The sequence below is a fragment of the Acidaminobacter sp. JC074 genome (genome assembly GCF_022496765.1).
In the GTDB taxonomy this organism is placed as follows: domain Bacteria; phylum Bacillota; class Clostridia; order Peptostreptococcales; family Acidaminobacteraceae; genus JABXKX01.
In genome coordinates this window covers 1-17,612 of record NZ_VANV01000046.1, presented here as the reverse complement: position 1 = coordinate 17,612, position 17,612 = coordinate 1, and the positions used below count along the sequence as shown (strand labels likewise).

Here is a 17,612-nt window from a genome sequence, read left to right as displayed (position 1 = left end):
TATATTCTTAAGTTTGACCCAGGTGCAAAGACAACAGGTATTGCTATTGTAGAAGATGCCAAAGTAGAAGCAAAAGTTGTTTTTCTTGGAGAACTTGATCATCGAGCAGAAGTTATTAAATCAAATCTAGATGATCGTAGAAGTTTTAGAAAAAGTAGAAGAAATCGTAAGACTCGATATAGAAAACCGAGGTTCCTGAACAGGACAAGAAAAGAAGGTTGGTTACCACCTTCTGTACAATCCATTGTAGACAACATAGAAACTGTGACAGATCGCTTACATAAGTTATGTCCTATTAAGGGCATTAGAGTGGAGACGGTTCGTTTTGATACTCAGTTAATGGACAATCCTGATGTTTCAGGTGTTATGTATCAACGAGGAACTCTATTTGGGTATGAGGTAAGGGAATATTTGCTTTACACTTCTAATCATAAATGTCAGTATTGTAAAGGTGAAAGTCAAGATCCCATCTTAGAAGTAGAACATATGGTATCAAGAAATAATGGTGGTACCAATAGAGTGTCAAATTTGACAATAGCTTGTAAGACTTGTAATCAAGAAAAAGCTTCAAGGAATTTAGAAGATTGGTTTGAAAGTTTGAAAGGCAGTCATAAGAAGATTGATCAGATCAGAGTTAAGTATATAGAACAAGTGCTATCAAAAGGAAGACCGGGATTCTATAGAGATGCAGCAAGAGTGAATACATCTAGGAAAACGACCTATCAAATGCTTGGCAGAAAAACTGAGAATTTAGAAGTTTCTAGCGGTGGTAGAACCAAGTTTAACAGAAGTAAGATGGGGCTAGAAAAGACACATTATTATGATGCTTTATGTGTAGGTGAGATACCTAAATCTTTTGAGATACCTAAGAATTTGAAGGTCCTAAAAATAAGTGCATGTGGCAGAGGGTCTCATTCGAGAACATTACTTGATAAGTATGGTTTTCCAAGAGCTTACAAACCAAGACAGAAATATTATCATGGATACAAGAGTGGTGACTTAGTCAAAGCGAATGTACCAAAAGGTAAGAAAAAGGGAACTTATTATGGTACTGTGTCTTGTAGAACAAGTGGCTATTTCAATATCAAAACAAAACACGGAACAGTGCAAGGCATCAATCATAAGTATTGTGAGTTGGTCCAGAAGGCAGATGGCTATAATTACTCAAGCTTCTCACCAATAATGCTTTCCTCTTACGACTGGATGTCAGAAGTATCCAGGAGATGAAATCATCGTTGAGTTAGGTCAAATCTTTAATAGAAGATTGAGAAAAAATGACCGCTTTTACTGGGATGGTGGCGAGGAGTTTGTAGTAGTATTTAAAGAAATTGACGTGCAAGAGGCAAAGAGACTACTAGATCAACTTAACGAGGACATGAAGAAGGCTTGTTATACCAGATATGGTCTAGAAGACCTTTAGTGGTGGTATAGTTTCTATAGACATCAATAAAGACGTGGATTTGGATAACTATATTTCTAAGGCAGATAGACTTATGTATCAGGCTAAGGAAAAAGGGCGTAACAGAATAGAGTTCAGATTAAGTGACAAAGGAGAAGAGCATTCAACGAGTATCTAGTAAGTTCATATTAATTCTTCAGCAACATATTCTGATGCTCTTGATTTAAGCATTCGATGTGAAGTAACAACATATTGTCGTGAAAGAAGTTCTAAGTGATTAGCCAGTACATTGATATGATCACTCGGACATCAGAATCTATTTAGACTTGAAGATGAGTACGTTGACTTCTATAACTTAAAAGACCTTACAAAGAGGTCTTTTAAAATCATATGTGTATAAAGAAGAAAACTAAGTGTTGCGTTATAATCTTGAGATCTTTGCTACTTACTTCGAAGCTAAAGATACAATCAAATGAATCTATGAGTTGTAAAGGAGATCTAAAACTTCTTAAATGGATATATCAACATACCGGGAAAGAGTTGATATGTTTTTCCTGGCATGGGTAGGGTGCCTATATGGATCTTTTCCTGTGGATATTTACCCTCAGCTGTAAAAGTATTAAAAAGCTTATCCCACCAAGGTACTGAAAAACCGAAGTTGGAGTTGGTTTCATTTTTTATTTTTGAATGATGAATGGTATGAAGCGCTGGAGTTATAAGAATCTTGTTGATCTTATGCTCCAGTTTTTTATTGATTTTTATGTTGGAATGATTAAACATGGCCAATAGATTTAAGGCAATTTCAAAACTTACAACTGCTAGTGGTGTGATACCAAATACTAAGATGGTAGCCACCTTGATGAAATTGGAGATGATAATCTCTAATGGATGAAATCTTAGACCTGAAGTAGTATCTAACATAGGATCAATATGATGCATGGCATGGAGTTTCCATAGAAAATCTACCTTATGAAAGAGCCTGTGTTGAAAATAGATGACCACATCCAGTATCAAAAGACTCAGAATGAACTCTAAGACAAATGGCACTTTTACGATTTGAAAAAGACCCAGCTTATTGTCTACAGCATAAATACCAGCCGTAAAAGGAATCAGGGGAATAAAAGTTAGTATGATATTGTTAAAGCCCACTAGGACCAAATTGGATATCATATACTTATAGCGATCTGATTCAAATTTCCTGCAAGGGATAATAAACTGTAGACCTGAACAGATCATTAAAACACTGACAAAGCTTATGGACCTTAATAAAGTCATAATTAACTCCTTAATAGTTTGATGGCTTCTCTAAATCTGATAAATACAGTAATGATGACCAGTATGGCGAAAACATAGCCAATGGCAAGAGCCCACTTTTCTAATAGAATCATCAAAGTGAAAAAGATGAAGGTCTCTGTTCTTTCAGTGATACCTGCCTGATAATAAAATGATTTTTCTGAATGGTTTTTAGCAAAAGAGCCTACTGTTAGAAAAACGGTCATACTCAAAACAAATGTAGAGGTTAAAACAAAAACCATGCTTGCGTATTCTGGGTGTTTGAAAAGTATTGAATATAAGATAGCAAGTTCTACAATTCTGTCAAAGGTAATATCTAAAAAAGCACCTAAGTCACTCTTTTGATTGGTCAGTCTTGCAACACTCCCATCAAGGGTATCTACTAAGCCTGAGAGCCATAAGATGATTACGGCAGGTATGACTAAATCCACGGCATTTAAAACTGCTGCCAGCAATCCAAGTAGAAGGGCAATGATAGTCAAATGTATTGGGCTAAGCTTTAGCTTTATGGTAAATCCAGCTATTTTGTTGATGGTAGGCTGGACGTATTTTCTTCCGTGTGTATCTAACATGTTTACTCCTCGTTTAAATGTTGTCTTTTTATGATGGCTTTACTGACAATGGATAAGATAAGTAAAAGTGCTATACCGATACCGACATAAGTAAATGTTGCTGAAAGGTTGTCTTGACCTGCTACAATAGCACCTGCTAAGGATACATAAGCGAAGGTACCTGGCAACATAAAGAGCCATGAAAAGAAGACGAATGTCAACAGCGGTATATCAGTTAAGCCATATAAATAGTTTTGTGCGTTAAATGGGAAGATTGGAACCAGTCTAGTGATGACAACCATCTTCCACCCATTGTTTTTTACACCAGTATCAAGTTTAACAAATAAAGACTTCTTTTCAAACCTTTTTACAATAAAATCTCTACCAATGTATCTGGCGATGATAAATGAAAGGCTAGCACCAATTGTCGAAGCAATGGAAACATAGATTGTACCTAATATAGGTCCAAACAATAGACCAGATAAGAGGGTAATTGGTACACCGGGTAGAAAGAAAATAGTTGCAATGATGTAAAAGATAATAAACACAATTGGTGCCAGTGGACCATAAGCATGGATCCTATCTTTGATGGCAGTCAGATTGTCTATACTGATGTATTTAAACAAGTCCAGGCCATAAAAGAGTATGGCTACTAGTATAAGTCCTATGATGAGAACAATCTTTTTCTTGTTCATGGTGACCTCATTTCTATTTTAAGAACAGTTTTTTTACCAAGTTCTTTTGCCAATCCTTAAAACTGTCTTTTAGTTGATTTAGTGCCAGACGCTGAAACAGTTCAGCTTGAGTCGGGTAAGGGACTGTCATGGACAAGAAGTCCTTTAACTTCATCTTCTTACTGATGGCAAGATTGGCAAGTGCTATTTGCTCGCCTGCATGTTCACTTACCATGGATGCGCCAACAAGGACCCCTTTTTTATCTGTTATCAGCTTTAAAAAGCCTATTTCTTCATGGTTGGCCTTTGCACGGTCATTATCTTTTAGGTGAATGAAATGACTGTCATAATCACCATGATTTTCGAGTTTTCCAATATGAGCGACTTCTGGCAGTGTATAGGTTACCCAAGGTACTCTTGTATAGTCCGTTTTTCTCTTAATGGGAAAAATCGTATTCTGTATAACAATAGAAGCCTGGTAGGATGCCATATGTGTAAATAGGTATGGTCCAACAACATCACCACATGCATAAATGGATGGACAGTCTGTCATGAGCTTATTATTTGTTTTGATAAAGCCTTTATCCAATGTTTTCACACCAAGGGCTTGAAGGTTTAGACCTGAAGTATTTGCCTGTCTGCCTAGAGCCAGCAGGATTTGATCGCCTTCAAGGATTTCTACTTGACCATCTTTTTCTATGTGAAGAAAAATGCTCTCCTCTTTTTTATCAACCTTAAGTATTTTATAACCTAATTTTAAATCAAGACCGTCCCTTGTTAACTTGTCCATCATAAGCCCGCTAACTTCTGGTTCCTCTTTTTTAAAGATTTCTTTTGACCTGCTTATAATGGTTACGCGAGAACCTAGATGTGAAAAGCCTTGTCCGAGTTCTAGACCGATAGGGCCCGCACCTAGAACAATCAGTCTTTTTGGTTTTTTCTTTAAAGTAAAGATGGTTTCATTGGTATGGTAGTCAACTTGGTTAAGCCCTTGAATATCTGGGATAAAGGGGCTAGAGCCAGTGGCGATAACGATGTTTTTTCCTGTAATCTCTTGGTTATTAACAAGGACTGTATGGCCGTCTTTGATAGAAGCGTAGCCTTCATAAACCTTAACACCAAGAGATTCGTACCTTTCTATAGAGTCATGAGGCGCTATATCTGAAATGACATCAGATACATTTTTCATGACATGGTCCAGTTGAATGTCGTAGTCCATGTGATTAAGTGTTTTGAGTTTTTTGGCCTTTTGTAGTGTATGTGCAGAATGTAGAAATGTTTTGCTTGGTACACAACCGTAATTCAGGCAGTCACCTCCCATTTTATGACCTTCAATGAGGGCTACTTTTGCACCAAGGTTGGATGCACCTGAGGCTACAACCAATCCAGCGCTGCCTGCACCAATAACTATTATATGATAATCGTATTTCATGTGACCTCTTTTCTTATTTGTTTATATTTTACTATATCGGTAGAGTATCTACAATGAATCTATATCTAATTCATACCAAACTTAAGTTTTTAAAAACAATATTCATGTTTTTTATGCCTCAGAGGCTGGAAAACGATTTCTAAATTTTCAAAAGGCTTGATTATTACAACTAAAATAGTATACTTTAAATGAAAGTAGTTAGAGGATTAATTTATGAAGATGATTAAGTATATAAGAAGTGAAATGAAAAACATCATGGAGAAGGATCCAGCTATAAAAACACCTATGGAGGTATTTTTGTATCCCGGTTTTACTGCCTTACTCTATTATAGGTTGTCACATAATCTCTACTTGAAAAAGAGATACTTTTTAGCAAGATGGGTGTCGCAACGTGCTGTCAAAAAAACAGGCATTGAAATACATCCTGGTGCAGTCATTGGTCAAGGTTTGTTCATAGACCATGGTCAAGGTGTGGTGATTGGAGAAACGTCAGTCATAGGTGATCATGTAACGATCTATCAAGGTGTTACCTTAGGTGGTACTGGTAAAGAAAGTGGTAAAAGACATCCGACCATTGGTGACAATGTCCTTATTAGTGCAGGTGCTAAGGTCTTGGGTTCTTTTACTGTAGGTATGAATTCTAAGATCGGTGCAGGTTCGGTAGTTTTAAAAGAGGTACCTGAAAATGCAACGGTTGTAGGCATACCTGCTAAAGTCATTAAAAAACATGAGGAAAGAGATATGACCGAATATACCGTGATATCAGGCAAGAAAAAATTTAGAAAAACAACCTGTGCTTAATGTATAATGGATTAAGGAGGATAATATGTCGCATATATTTAATGAAAAGCATTTTAAAAAGCTAGATAGTCCAGAAAGAAGAAAGATATTGCCTATTGATAAAGTCATTGAAAGCATTCAGTTAGATGAAAATATGATTGTAGCTGATGTGGGTTGTGGTATTGGCTACTTTTCTTTTCCTTTTTCTCAGACCGCTAAAAAAGTTTATGGTATAGATATCTCAGAAGTTATGATAGAGGAGCTTGAAAAAAGAAATAAAGACAAGCTTGTGATACCGATCTTAGGCGATTTTAAAGAAAAACTGAGTGAAAAAGTTCATGTCTTTTTTACATCAACGGTCATTCATGAGTTACCAGATTTAAAGCAGTTTACAAGAGATGCCATAGACAAGCTAGATGTAGATGGCAGACTGATTTATCTGGATTTTCAAAAGAAGGAAACTGGCTTTGGACCGAGTGTAGAAAAGAGGGTTGCATCTGATGATGTGGTCCAGTTATTTGAATCACTAGGTTTAAAAGATATTGAAAATATAGAATTAAACGATGTTTTTTACCTTGTTATTGGTAAGAAATAAGATATGCCTAAGCCTTTTGCTTAGGTATTTTTTATAGTCAAAATCGACCTAAAAATTTACTGTAAGTCTGTTTTATTTATCTATTTTATATGCTTTAATGAGATTAGACTAAAGGAGGGCTATATGAAGTATATTATTGATTTAGATGGTACCTTGTTAGATGGTGAAAAGGCCAACTTAGATGCTGTGGACTTTATTGCAAGTCTACAAAAGAAGGGGGCTGAGTTTGTGATTATGACCAATTCGGTAAAGTCCCCCCATTTGATAAGAAAGAGGCTTAATAATGTTGGTATAAAAGTTGAACTTTCTCAAATCATCAACCCCATAATAGCCATGAATATTTATGGTAAAAGACAAAACTACTCAAAAGCCTATGTGCTAGGTTCTAAGCTTGAAAAAGAACAAGTATCCCTTGAACTCGATGACCTTAATCCTGATCTGGTCATGCTACTAGATTTTGAAAAGGATGCTTTAGGATACAAGGAACTGCAAAAGACTTTTGAGTTGATGATAAGAAATGTACCAGTTATAACAGCATCAAAGTCAAAGTTTTATTTAAGAAATGGAGACAAGTTTCTAGATACAGGGTCATTTGTTTCTTTATTAGAATCTGCAACAGACCAAAGGATAGAAGTACTAGGAAAGCCATCACTTTCTTATTTTAAATCAGCAGTCGACTTACTGAATACCACTGAAGATAAAGTAACTGTAATAGGAGACGACTGGTCTACAGACATCTTAGGTGCTAATCAAGCAGGTTGTCACGGCGTGCTACTTAAGTCTGGCAAATATAAAAAAGGCGACGAAGAAAAGACAATTGTAAAACAATCAGTAGCTTGTTTAATGGATATAATAAAGGAGACTTAAATGAAATTTAACAGAAACCTAGTCATAGCCATACTTTGGCTGATATCAGCTACTTTGTTTACAGCATCAGCACTGGTTAATGATGTTAAAGTATTTTTCATCTTCTCAGCTCTATTTGCTCTTTTAATAAGTCTGTTACACTTTGTTAGGTATTTTAATGAAAGAAGGCAATCCAGTTGAAATATATGGGAGACAAATCCTATTGGGATCAAAAGTTTAAACAAAGAGGCAATAAGCCTTTAGGGCCTGATCCTATGTTGGTAGATCATCTTCATCTTTTAAAAAGAGGACGTCTTTTGGACTTAGCTTGTGGAGATGGTAGAAACAGTTTATATCTAGATGAGAAGGGCTTTGAAGTTACAGGACTAGATTTTTCTGATCAAGCACTTAAGAGGTTAGAATCTTTTTCAAATGGCATCATGACCTATCAGAGAGATTTAACATTAGCTTCTGCACTTGATGGTCTTGGCATTTATGACACCATTGTCATCAATCATTATAGGTTACCAAGTGATCTTATTAATAAATTGCCAGACCTGCTTTCGAGTCAGGGCACACTATTTGTTTCTGGTTTTAGTGACAAACATACACCTGATGGAAAAATTACAGTTGAAGATCTTCTTAGAATAGAGGATTTCAAAGGTTTAGAAGGTCGGATGAGTTTAATGAAAACTTTAGAGACGAAAGATGCAAGAGGGGACTTTATTACATACATTTTTGTATTAAATGATTAGGAGTGTGACGGGATTGTAACATATCTTATTAAAATGACATTTGGTGTACATATGGAGTACACACTTATTTGTTATTATTAAGTCAGAAGATAGATATCATAGTAAATAGATGATTTTACTTCAATCCCCCCTATAATATTTTATGCGAGAGATCACTTGGTGCGAATCAAGTGATTTTTTACGTCTTGAATAAAAAACTCTAGTTTAGAAAAATTTCTTAGAATGATTAAAATTCTTATGAAATTGTCATATATTTTCATCATTTTGACACAATAAGTACATATAAAGTACACACGAGGGTGTTACTATGTATTTAGAAGAAAGATATCATAGTAAATAGATGATTTTAACTTCAATCCCCCCTATTAATATTTTATGCGAGAAATCACTTGATGCGAGTCGGGTGATTTTTTATTTTTTGACAAAAGGTCTTTTCCCAAGAAACTTTTTAATTTTCCTTTGATGATGTATAATTAGAATAGGATTGTTGAAGAGGAGGCATAAATGCAAGAGTTAATGAAAAACAAGGTAAAAGCAATGCTGAATTTAAGGGATGAAAAAATCAAGCAAGGTGAACAAGCAATGGAAGTATATGTTCATGAAATTGGTTGGTTGGTTTTATTGCTTGAAGATGTAGAAGTTGTGACAGATAACTGGTTTACAAGTAACAGATACATAAAGTCTGATATATTATCTGATGATGAAGGTGTATCGGTGACCATAAAAAATGTCTATGTAAAAAACAAAGCATCCGTACATACAGAAAGCAATCCCAAGTACAATTTGATGTTTGATAAGATCATGTTATTTTCTGATCAAATCATTGCATGTCTATAAAAATTTGGATATCTCTTGATATCCTTTTTAATTGAAAAAATAAGGATTAAAATGATAATATTTTTACTAGCAACACTTGCTGCAGCTTCATTGACATCTGTGGTTTATGTAAAACATAAAGCCTATTTTAAGTCTGAAAAGGGTATGAAAGAAAAAGCCTCAATCCAAGACTTTAACACAGCTTTTTCTAAGATTCTTTCAGGTAAAGCTTATATCTGTTTAAAAGATGTAGGTTTTTATGATGACTATAGGAAAACCTATGACAGCATTAAGAAAAAGAAGCGAGTACATAAAATTGAGTTTTATAAAAACTTTCTTCTTAACTACGAGTATTTTTATAAGATCATTGAAAAGAACAATGAGGCTTATATAAATAAAGAACTAAATGATTATAAGGAGTTATTTGATGATTTAGATGGTAAGTCTTTAGACTTTAAGCAAAGAAGAGCGGTTGTAATTGATGATGACAACAGTTTGATACTGGCAGGTGCAGGTAGCGGAAAGACCCTTACCATAGCAGCAAAAGTTAAGTATCTTGTCGAGAAGGGTATCTCGCCTAAGGATATTCTTTTGATATCATTTACAAAGAAATCTTCTGAAGAAATGGAAGATCGCATAAAAAATAAGCTTGGTATTCAAGTTTCGGTTAAGACCTTTCATAAGCTGGGACTAGATTTAATTACGACCAAGTATCAATCTAGACCCGATATTAAGTCTAACCTGTCAGATTCTATAGATGACTATTTAAACAGAGAAGTCTATAAGAATAAGAAAAACCTCTATATGATTGTAGATTTTTTTGCATATTATCTTCAGATACCTAAAGAAATTGAAGACTTTGATTCTCTTGAAGACTATCATGAGTATAAGATGAGTCTTGATTATGAGACCCTTTCTTCCAAGGCTAAGTCTTCCTACATGGACAAGGGTATGCATGATATGAGGACAGAGAAAACTACTTTAAATAAGGAAGTGGTTAAAAGCTTTGAAGAACTTATGATTGCCAACTTCTTATTCTTAAACGGCATTAAGTATGAATATGAATCCTTATATCCATATAAGTCTAAAAAGCCATACAAGCCTGATTTTTACTTGCCAGAATATGATTTGTACATAGAACATTTCGGCATAAATGAAGAGGGGACTACGCCTCAATACAGCGAGCTTGAATCTAAAAAGTATTTAGATGATATGGCTTGGAAAAGAGACTTCCACCAGAAAAATAATACTAAGCTTATAGAAACATACTCTTATCTAAATAAATCAGGTGGTCTTTTAACTTATTTAAAAAAGATGCTTGATCAAGAGGGGGTTGTTTTTCGTCCACTAGATAGAAGGGCTGTCTTTGAGTCTGTATTTAACTACAGTGATAAAAGGTACTTAATGGACTTTAAAAAACTCATTGGCACTTTTATAGGTCTTTTTAAATCTATGGGTTATACATCGAATGATTTTAAGACAGTTGATGATTTGGCAGATAGGGAAACTAAGGCCTTTATGAGAGTCAGAAGTAAGTTGTTTTTTAGAATTGTAAAACCTATTTATGATCATTATCAACTCTCTCTTAGAAAGGCTGGAGCCATAGACTTTAACGATATGATAAACATGTCCACTAAAATAGTTTCAGATGGTGACTTAGACTTAAGCTATAAGTATATCATCATTGATGAATACCAGGATATCTCTAGATCTAGATACAAACTGATTCATGCGATCAAGGAAAAGACAGGTGCCAAGCTTCTCTGTGTTGGCGACGACTGGCAGTCTATCTACAGATTTGCAGGCAGTGATATTTCTTTGTTTACAGACTTTGAATCCTACTTCGGTAAGTTTACTTTGTCTAGAATAGAAAGGACTTATAGAAACTCAAGTGAGCTTATAGATCTGGCATCTGACTTTATTTTAAGAAACAAAGATCAGCTAAAAAAATCTCTTAAGTCAGATAAACACTTGAAGGAGCCCGTTCAAATCATCAGTCATTCTGGTGACAAGGTAAGGGCACTTATGTATGCAATTGAAAAGATTGTTTCAGAATATGGTCATGAAGGTCATATACTTTTAATTGGAAGAAACAACTCAGATATTGGTTTTCTTTCACATTCTAACGCTTTTACATATGATTCAGGTAAGATTATCTATAACAAGTATAAAGGTCTATCAATAGACTATATGTCTGCCCATCGCTCTAAAGGGTTAGAAGCAGATAACGTCATCATCATCAATGGAGAAAATGACAAGCTAGGTTTTCCAAATAAGATATCAGATGATCCTATTGTGTCTTATGTACTGACTAAACTAGAAGCCTATGATTTTGCTGAGGAGAGAAGGCTCTTCTATGTGGCTTTAACAAGAACTAGAAACAAGACATATTTGATGACCACTCATTTAAATGAATCTATTTTTATCAAAGAGTTTATGAAGACAGATGGTGTTTCTATTAATAAATCGCTTGTTGATAATACCCTTAAAGAAGTTTCTTGTCCTAAATGTTTGGTAGGAAAACTTGTTGAAAGGCAAGGTAAAAAGAGCTTTGTTGGTTGTTCCAATTATCCAGGATGTGATTTCACTTTGAATGATGCAAGCATTTTACGAGATACCAAAAGATGTGGCTGTGGTGGCTTTCTGATTAAGAGGTCTGGTCAGTATGGTGAGTTCTATGGTTGTTCTAATTATCCACTGTGTGAACATAAAGAAAAGGTAGATTAAAAGGTGCAAGGGCACCTTTTAAGTTTTTTGAAAAGTAAATATAACAAAATCAGTATCTGTTACAGGATAAAGTGGTAAGAAGCGATACTTTTGTTTATCACCATTTATATTTGTAGTAAGAGAAACATGATTTGGATTACCAAGTACTACTTGATTGGACCAGCCTTGTTCAAAATCTTTCATAGTAAGCAAATGATTGTTCATAAGGTCAGAGAACTTATCATCATGATATAGGGTAGATGAAGTATATCTAAATATTGAAATGAATGTTTTTCTAAGATCTTTGATATTTTCAATGACTTTGGTTAGTTCATCATCTAACAGTAAGTCAAAAAAGTGTTTGCCTGTTACATCTTTTAAGGCAAGGTTCGTTAAAAAGTTTTCGTTGGCATAAAGGATGTACCAATAGGCATCTAATACTAAAGCAGAGACAGAACTAAAATCGTCCAGTAGAAATTGAATGTCATCACTTAATTCACCACTTGGTTTACTGTCAATGATATTTTGATTGCTGGACAAAACCATAATATGATTGAGCTCTTCAGGCGTCATTTTCAAGGTTCTTCCAATTGACATCAGAACATCTACTGATGGATGCTGATACTGTCCTTGTTCGATCAGCGTATAAAGTGAAATGCTGATACCGCTTAATGTTGCAACTTCTTCTCTTCTAAGTCCTGAAGTTTTTCTTCTGCCGACTTGTAAGTTATAAACTTCGGGTAGTGTAGATTCTCTTTTCTTTCTTATAAATTGTCCAAGTGTTTTTAATGAGTCAATTTTTGTCATATGATTCTCCCTATTATTTTTTATGATACCATAAACTCACTACTTACTGAAAGTTATTCAGCTTGTTAAACTAAGGTGAAAGTGAGGAAATTATGAAAAAGAAATTATTTGTTTTATTATTGGTAATGGCAATCTTACTAACATCGTGTCAAGTGAGTGAGTTAGAGTTAGATGGAGAAAAAATGGTAGACCATTCATTAGATACTGCTGGTCTATATGGTGTAGGTTATATGAAGCTGTTTGTAACTGATGAAAGCCAAGTTTTTAATGCATGGGGAGAAAAATATGGGAATAAAGAACATCAAACATTCTTTAAAGAGCTAAACGCATTTGAGCCACACACTGTAGTCACTCAAATGTGGTATCCTTCTGCAAAGGTTAAAGAGGCACAATATGACCATTTGGGGCAAGAGCCGATGGCATCAGGTGATGATGTATATATGAGAGATTTATATATACAAGATGAATACTTCCAGAAAGAGCTTGCTAGATCAAGTATTAGTAGTTTAACTAGAAAAGATGGAAAAGATATGAGAACCTTGTTAAATGAATCTACAGAAGAGGAATTTAAGAAAATAACCTCTGAATTAGTTGATGAAGCACTAAATAGAAAATTAGACTCAAAAATGAACGCGCCTGTAGCTGAAGGCAAGTTTCCAGTTATTGTTATGGCCCATGGTTTAGGTGGCACAGGTTACATGTGGAATGAATCTGCTGAAGCCTTAGCCAGTCAAGGTTACATTGTAGTCGCACCTACTTTCGTTTCAGACGGTAGCATGCCTGAAGTGTTTTCAAATCCAAATTCTATTGTAGGAAAGAAGTCTGAGGAAGAGGTTCACGATTATTATCTAAAACTACAGAATCAAGGTAATGTTGTAGAGAACTTTTTTAAGTATCTGTATGGTACAGAGTTAGATATGAAAGCCGCTGAAGCAAGTGGTAGCTTTGATGAGATGATGAATCAGATTAAAGCTTCAAAAGCACCTGCAGATGGTGGTATCTTAGCGACTGAGATGATGGGGGATTTGTTTGACCAAAGAGTAAAAGATGTAGAAGCGATTATTGTTGATCTAAAAGTGATGAACTTAAAAGGAGATTTTGCTGGAAAAATCGATATTGATAGTATTGGTATGACTGGTCATTCTCTAGGTTCTATCACAACAATGGTTGCCCTTGAAAGACTCGATGATATCAAGGTTGGTTTAGGCATTAACAATGGTGTGCCGGTCAAATGGGAACCGGACGATTTAGAAGATAAAGAGATCACAAAGCCACTGTTTTTACTACATGGTCAAGAGGATGATTTTTTAGATTTAATATTTAAGAATGTTTGGCAAGACATGTATATACCTCAAGGTGGAGATATTAATAAAACTTATGTTTTAGCGGATGAACGTGTTAAGGCGACACCTGACAATCCAGACCCTATACTTACAGCTACTTATAATAGGGCTAATGGTCCTAAAATAGCTGTTGAAGTACAAAATTCTGATCACGGAAACCTAATTGAAGATACCTTCTCATACTATCCAACAGCTGGTGATCAAGATTGGAAAGTTACAATTGAAAAGCCGCGTATGTTGTCAAAAGGTTTACTCAATACAGGACTCTTTATAGAAAAGTTTAATCTGATTTCAAGTGAGAAGTTAGAAGATGGGTATATACTTAATCAAGCAGGTTTCATAAGAGATTATTATTTAAAGGCGTGGTTTGGCTATTATTTAAAGGGACAAGAAGAGTATTTTGAGTTTATATTTGATACACCTTTTGAAGAAGCCGTTAAAGTAAAATCAGATAATTTTTAGGAGTAGCTATGATAAGAACATTTGAAAAAAGTGATTTAAGTTCATGTATAGAGGTACATAGAGCTTCATTTAAAGAAGCGCCATGGTTTGAGCAATGGAACTACGAGGATTCAATGGCAAGATTAGTAGATATTCAAAATACACCGAGGTTCTATGGTTTAGTTTACTGCAACAAAGATCAGATTATTGGTGCATTATTTGGTCATGTGGAACAGATGAATGGCTTTCAGATTTTTTTTATCAAAGAGATGTTTGTGAAAGCTGGTGATAAAAATAAAGGTGTTGGTGGTAAACTTATTCGAGCATTAGAAAGACATTTATGTGAATGTAAGATCGAACATGTTCAGCTATTTACATCAAAAAAACATGGGATCGATAGATTTTATCTAAAACAAGGTTATGCAATCGATAATGACTTTGTGTTGTTAGAAAAGAGAATCAATGAAAACAATAATTAAAGCCTACGAGATAGAAGAGAATTTGACTTGGACCTATATTGGTGATGGTCATATGAATAAGGCTTGGGTAGGTGCGTTAGGAAACAAAAAATTATACTTTTTGAAGAAATATCGAACAAAAGATTTAAATATCATTTTAGAAGAACATTATTTATTATCTAAGCTAGATTCTACTTTAGAAATAACTGTGCCCATACCAATTGTAACAAAAGTGGGAAGTACAGTGGCTATTGAAGATGGGTCATACTACAGCCTCTTTCATTACATGGAAGGAAGAAAACTTTCTAGTCCTAATAGAAAAGAGGTTGTGCATCTAGCTGAGACCTTAGCCGAAATTCACTTATCACTTAGCAAGATAGAAAACAAAGGCATTAAGGAAGAGACTCTGAAAGTTGATAAAAAAATAATGTTTCAAGTGAATGCCTTTAATGTTGTTGACTTTAGGGCATGTGAGCGTATGGTAAGCGATTTGGAGAAGGCTTATCATCATTCAAAACATATCCTAATTCATGGTGATTATAGTTTTGATAATGTATTCTTCAATCCTGTGAAGTGTGACATAGAGGTAGTATATGATTGGGAGGAATCACAGTATGCTTACCCACTATATGATGCTTTGACTAGTTATCACTTTATTGGGTTAAAAGCCCCAGGTCTAGCAAGAGTATTTATTGATACTTACTTCGAATGCTTAATAGATACTGAGCTCAACATGATTCTTGAAAGCAAAGAAGATTTTCTTAAGTTTCTGTTATCATTTCATTATTATGAACTTGCTAAGATGATAGCTTGTGATGAAGATTTAGATTATATTGAACAAGTTTATCTATGGATGATGGATGTCTATGACAAGATTAGAGATAAAACGTAAGGCGCACCTTACGTTTTTTATCTTTTTTGCATTTTGTCATAGTTGACATTCTATTTACATAACGTGCTAATCTAATGACAAATGAGGAGGATTAGTTATGAAGAAAATTGTATTGGATGGTATGAATGTTTCTATTGAGGATATTGTAGATGTAAGTAGAAACAATGTTAGTGTCGTTTTAGCTGAAGAATCGATTAAGGATATTAAAGCTTCTAGGATTGTAGTTGACAAGATCGTAGCAGATTCTACAAGAATTTATGGCATTAATACAGGCTTTGGCAAGCTTGCAACAATAGCTGTTTCTAAAGAAGATAATGCTAAGCTACAGAAGAATTTGATTATGTCACATGCTGTAGGTGTTGGAGAAGAGTTTTCAACAGAGGTCACTCGTGCAATGATGGCCTTAAGAATCAATGCACTGGCTAAAGGCTTATCAGGTATATCTATGGAGACCTTGAATGTATTAATTGAAATGCTCAATAAAGGTGTTCATCCCATTATACGTCAACAAGGTTCTGTAGGAGCAAGCGGTGATTTATGTCCTTTAGCCCACATGGTACTACCTATGATCGGTTTAGGTATAGCTGAATATCAAGGTCAAAGACTTTCTGGTAAAGAGGCCATGGAAAAGGCTGGTATTAAGACAGTAGCTCTTAAGGAAAAAGAAGGATTGGCTTTAATCAATGGAACCTGTAGTATGATGGCGGTAGGTGTCTTAGCAACTTATGATGCCATTGTAGCTGTAAAAACAGCAGATATAGTAGGTGCTTTGTCGTTGGAGGCCCTTTTAGGTGTGATTGATGCTTTTGATGAAAGGATACATCTTGCAAGACCACAAGAAGGACAAATAACAAGTGCAAAGAATGTTAGAATGTTAACTGAAAAGAGTCAATTGGTTACAAAACAAGGAGAGTTAAGGCTTCAGGATTCCTATTCATTAAGATGTATGCCAGTTGTACATGGTGCAGCAAGAGATGCACTTGACTATGTGATCAAGACTGTTAGTATTGAGATTAACTCTGCAACTGATAATCCTCTAATATTTAATGATGGGGGTAAGGTAGATGTTTTCTCAGGGTCTAACTTCCACGGGGAACCGATTGCGATTGCAATGGATACACTAGCCATAGCAATTGCTGAAATAGCCAACATCTCAGAAAGAAGGCTTGAAAAACTTGTTAATCCAGCACTTAATAACGGTTTACCTGCTTTTCTGATTAAGAATGAAGGTCTTAACAGCGGTATCATGATGACACAGTTTCCAGCTGCAGCATTAGTGAGTGAAAACAAAGTTTTATGTCATCCCGCAAGTGTTGATTCTATACCAACTTCTGCAAATCAAGAAGATCATGTAAGTATGGGAACCATTTCTGCTAGAAAAGGTCACGAGGTTGTTAAAAATACCTTAACGGTTCTTTCTTTAGAGTTGTTAGCGGCGTGTCAAGCACTAGATTACAGAGAAAAGAATAATCTAGGTATAGGTACAGAAATCGCTTATAAAGAAGTTAGAAAAAAAGTTGATTTTATTTCAGAGGATTTGGTACTTTATTTAGAGCAAGATAAATGCATTGAACTTGTAAAATCAGGAGACTTCCTAAAGAAGATTGAAGAAGAAGTTGAGATAAAATAAAGGGAGTGTTGAAATAGATTGATTTTATCTATTTCCCTGCATTCCGAGGGAGTGTAAAATAAAGTGTGTAAATCAGAACTAAGGATCTGATAGCACACTTATTTTTATTGACTTTGTGTGCTACAATCTAGAAAGGACACAAAGGATGGTAAATGAAGTAATGGCGTCAAGAAAACAAAGAAACAGAAAATCAA

The 17,612-nt window shown here is 34.9% G+C and carries 18 protein-coding genes; 13 read left to right on the top strand and 5 right to left on the bottom strand.

The features are described from left to right. Together iscB and EZV73_RS27980 are read left to right on the top strand one after the other, a co-directional pair. A partial coding sequence (iscB, locus tag EZV73_RS27985) for an RNA-guided endonuclease IscB (RefSeq protein ID WP_240843888.1) occupies nt 1–1,227 on the top strand: 1,227 nt, incomplete at its 5' end. Nucleotides 1,228–1,264: 37 nt separating this feature from the next. Next, nucleotides 1,265–1,420 (top strand): hypothetical protein, encoded by a 156-nt coding sequence (locus EZV73_RS27980; RefSeq protein ID WP_240843887.1) that lies wholly within the window; start codon nt 1,265–1,267, stop codon nt 1,418–1,420. A 477-nt stretch (nt 1,421–1,897) separates the two neighbouring features. Here EZV73_RS27980 and EZV73_RS27975 read toward each other — a convergent pair whose 3' ends face one another. The 4 genes from EZV73_RS27975 to EZV73_RS27960 are packed head-to-tail and all read right to left on the bottom strand — an operon-like array spanning nt 1,898 to nt 5,349. Continuing rightward, nucleotides 1,898–2,674, bottom strand: coding sequence for a sterol desaturase family protein (locus tag EZV73_RS27975; protein ID WP_240843886.1), 777 nt, complete (start codon nt 2,672–2,674; stop codon nt 1,898–1,900). Nucleotides 2,675–2,676: 2 nt separating this feature from the next. After that, a complete protein-coding gene (locus EZV73_RS27970) occupies nt 2,677–3,264 on the bottom strand; it encodes a CDP-alcohol phosphatidyltransferase family protein (RefSeq protein ID WP_240843885.1) in 588 nt (195 codons plus the stop codon). Nucleotides 3,265–3,266: 2 nt separating this feature from the next. After that, complete coding sequence (locus tag EZV73_RS27965) at nt 3,267–3,938, bottom strand: TVP38/TMEM64 family protein (RefSeq protein WP_240843884.1); 672 nt, start codon at nt 3,936–3,938, stop codon at nt 3,267–3,269. A gap of 13 nt (nt 3,939–3,951) precedes the next feature. After that, entirely contained in the window at nt 3,952–5,349 is a 1,398-nt protein-coding gene (locus tag EZV73_RS27960; RefSeq protein ID WP_240843883.1) for an NAD(P)/FAD-dependent oxidoreductase, read from the bottom strand. 213 nt (nt 5,350–5,562) lie between these two features. On the opposite strand from EZV73_RS27960, the gene epsC reads away from it, so the two are divergent. The 7 genes from epsC (at nt 5,563) to EZV73_RS27925 (ending at nt 11,868) form a co-directional block, all read left to right on the top strand. Continuing rightward, entirely contained in the window at nt 5,563–6,150 is a 588-nt protein-coding gene (gene epsC, locus EZV73_RS27955) for a serine O-acetyltransferase EpsC (RefSeq protein WP_240843882.1), read from the top strand. Nucleotides 6,151–6,175: 25 nt separating this feature from the next. Beyond that, the gene (locus tag EZV73_RS27950) at nt 6,176–6,724 is read left to right on the top strand and encodes a class I SAM-dependent methyltransferase (RefSeq protein ID WP_240843881.1); all 549 of its coding nucleotides are present in this window, start codon (nt 6,176–6,178) and stop codon (nt 6,722–6,724) included. Between the two features lie 123 nt (nt 6,725–6,847). Further along, a complete protein-coding gene (locus EZV73_RS27945; protein WP_240843880.1) occupies nt 6,848–7,591 on the top strand; it encodes an HAD-IIA family hydrolase in 744 nt (247 codons plus the stop codon). Continuing rightward, complete coding sequence (locus tag EZV73_RS27940; RefSeq protein ID WP_240843879.1) at nt 7,592–7,771, top strand: hypothetical protein; 180 nt, start codon at nt 7,592–7,594, stop codon at nt 7,769–7,771. 5 nt (nt 7,772–7,776) lie between these two features. Continuing rightward, a complete protein-coding gene (locus EZV73_RS27935; protein WP_240843889.1) occupies nt 7,777–8,325 on the top strand; it encodes a bifunctional 2-polyprenyl-6-hydroxyphenol methylase/3-demethylubiquinol 3-O-methyltransferase UbiG in 549 nt (182 codons plus the stop codon). Between the two features lie 504 nt (nt 8,326–8,829). Then, complete coding sequence (locus EZV73_RS27930; protein ID WP_240843878.1) at nt 8,830–9,162, top strand: hypothetical protein; 333 nt, start codon at nt 8,830–8,832, stop codon at nt 9,160–9,162. Nucleotides 9,163–9,213: 51 nt separating this feature from the next. Beyond that, nucleotides 9,214–11,868 carry a UvrD-helicase domain-containing protein gene (locus tag EZV73_RS27925; protein ID WP_240843877.1) on the top strand — a complete coding sequence of 885 codons (2,655 nt, stop codon included), beginning with the start codon at nt 9,214–9,216 and terminating at the stop codon, nt 11,866–11,868. An 18-nt stretch (nt 11,869–11,886) separates the two neighbouring features. Here the strand turns inward: EZV73_RS27925 and EZV73_RS27920 are convergent, their stop codons facing one another. Further along, on the bottom strand, nt 11,887–12,654 hold the full coding sequence (locus tag EZV73_RS27920) for a helix-turn-helix domain-containing protein (protein ID WP_240843876.1): 768 nt from the start codon (nt 12,652–12,654) through the stop codon (nt 11,887–11,889). Between the two features lie 92 nt (nt 12,655–12,746). Between EZV73_RS27920 and EZV73_RS27915 the strand changes: the two genes are divergently transcribed. The 4 genes from EZV73_RS27915 (at nt 12,747) to hutH (ending at nt 17,418) form a co-directional block, all read left to right on the top strand. After that, a complete protein-coding gene (locus EZV73_RS27915; protein WP_240843875.1) occupies nt 12,747–14,459 on the top strand; it encodes a hypothetical protein in 1,713 nt (570 codons plus the stop codon). 8 nt (nt 14,460–14,467) lie between these two features. Continuing rightward, nucleotides 14,468–14,917 (top strand): GNAT family N-acetyltransferase, encoded by a 450-nt coding sequence (locus tag EZV73_RS27910; RefSeq protein ID WP_240843874.1) that lies wholly within the window; start codon nt 14,468–14,470, stop codon nt 14,915–14,917. Further along, nucleotides 14,901–15,788, top strand: coding sequence for a phosphotransferase enzyme family protein (locus EZV73_RS27905; protein WP_240843873.1), 888 nt, complete (start codon nt 14,901–14,903; stop codon nt 15,786–15,788). The genes EZV73_RS27910 and EZV73_RS27905 overlap by 17 nt, the downstream gene beginning before the upstream one ends. Before the next feature lie 97 nt (nt 15,789–15,885). Beyond that, entirely contained in the window at nt 15,886–17,418 is a 1,533-nt protein-coding gene (gene hutH, locus EZV73_RS27900; protein ID WP_240843872.1) for a histidine ammonia-lyase, read from the top strand. The last annotated feature ends 194 nt before the right edge of the window (nt 17,419–17,612 follow it).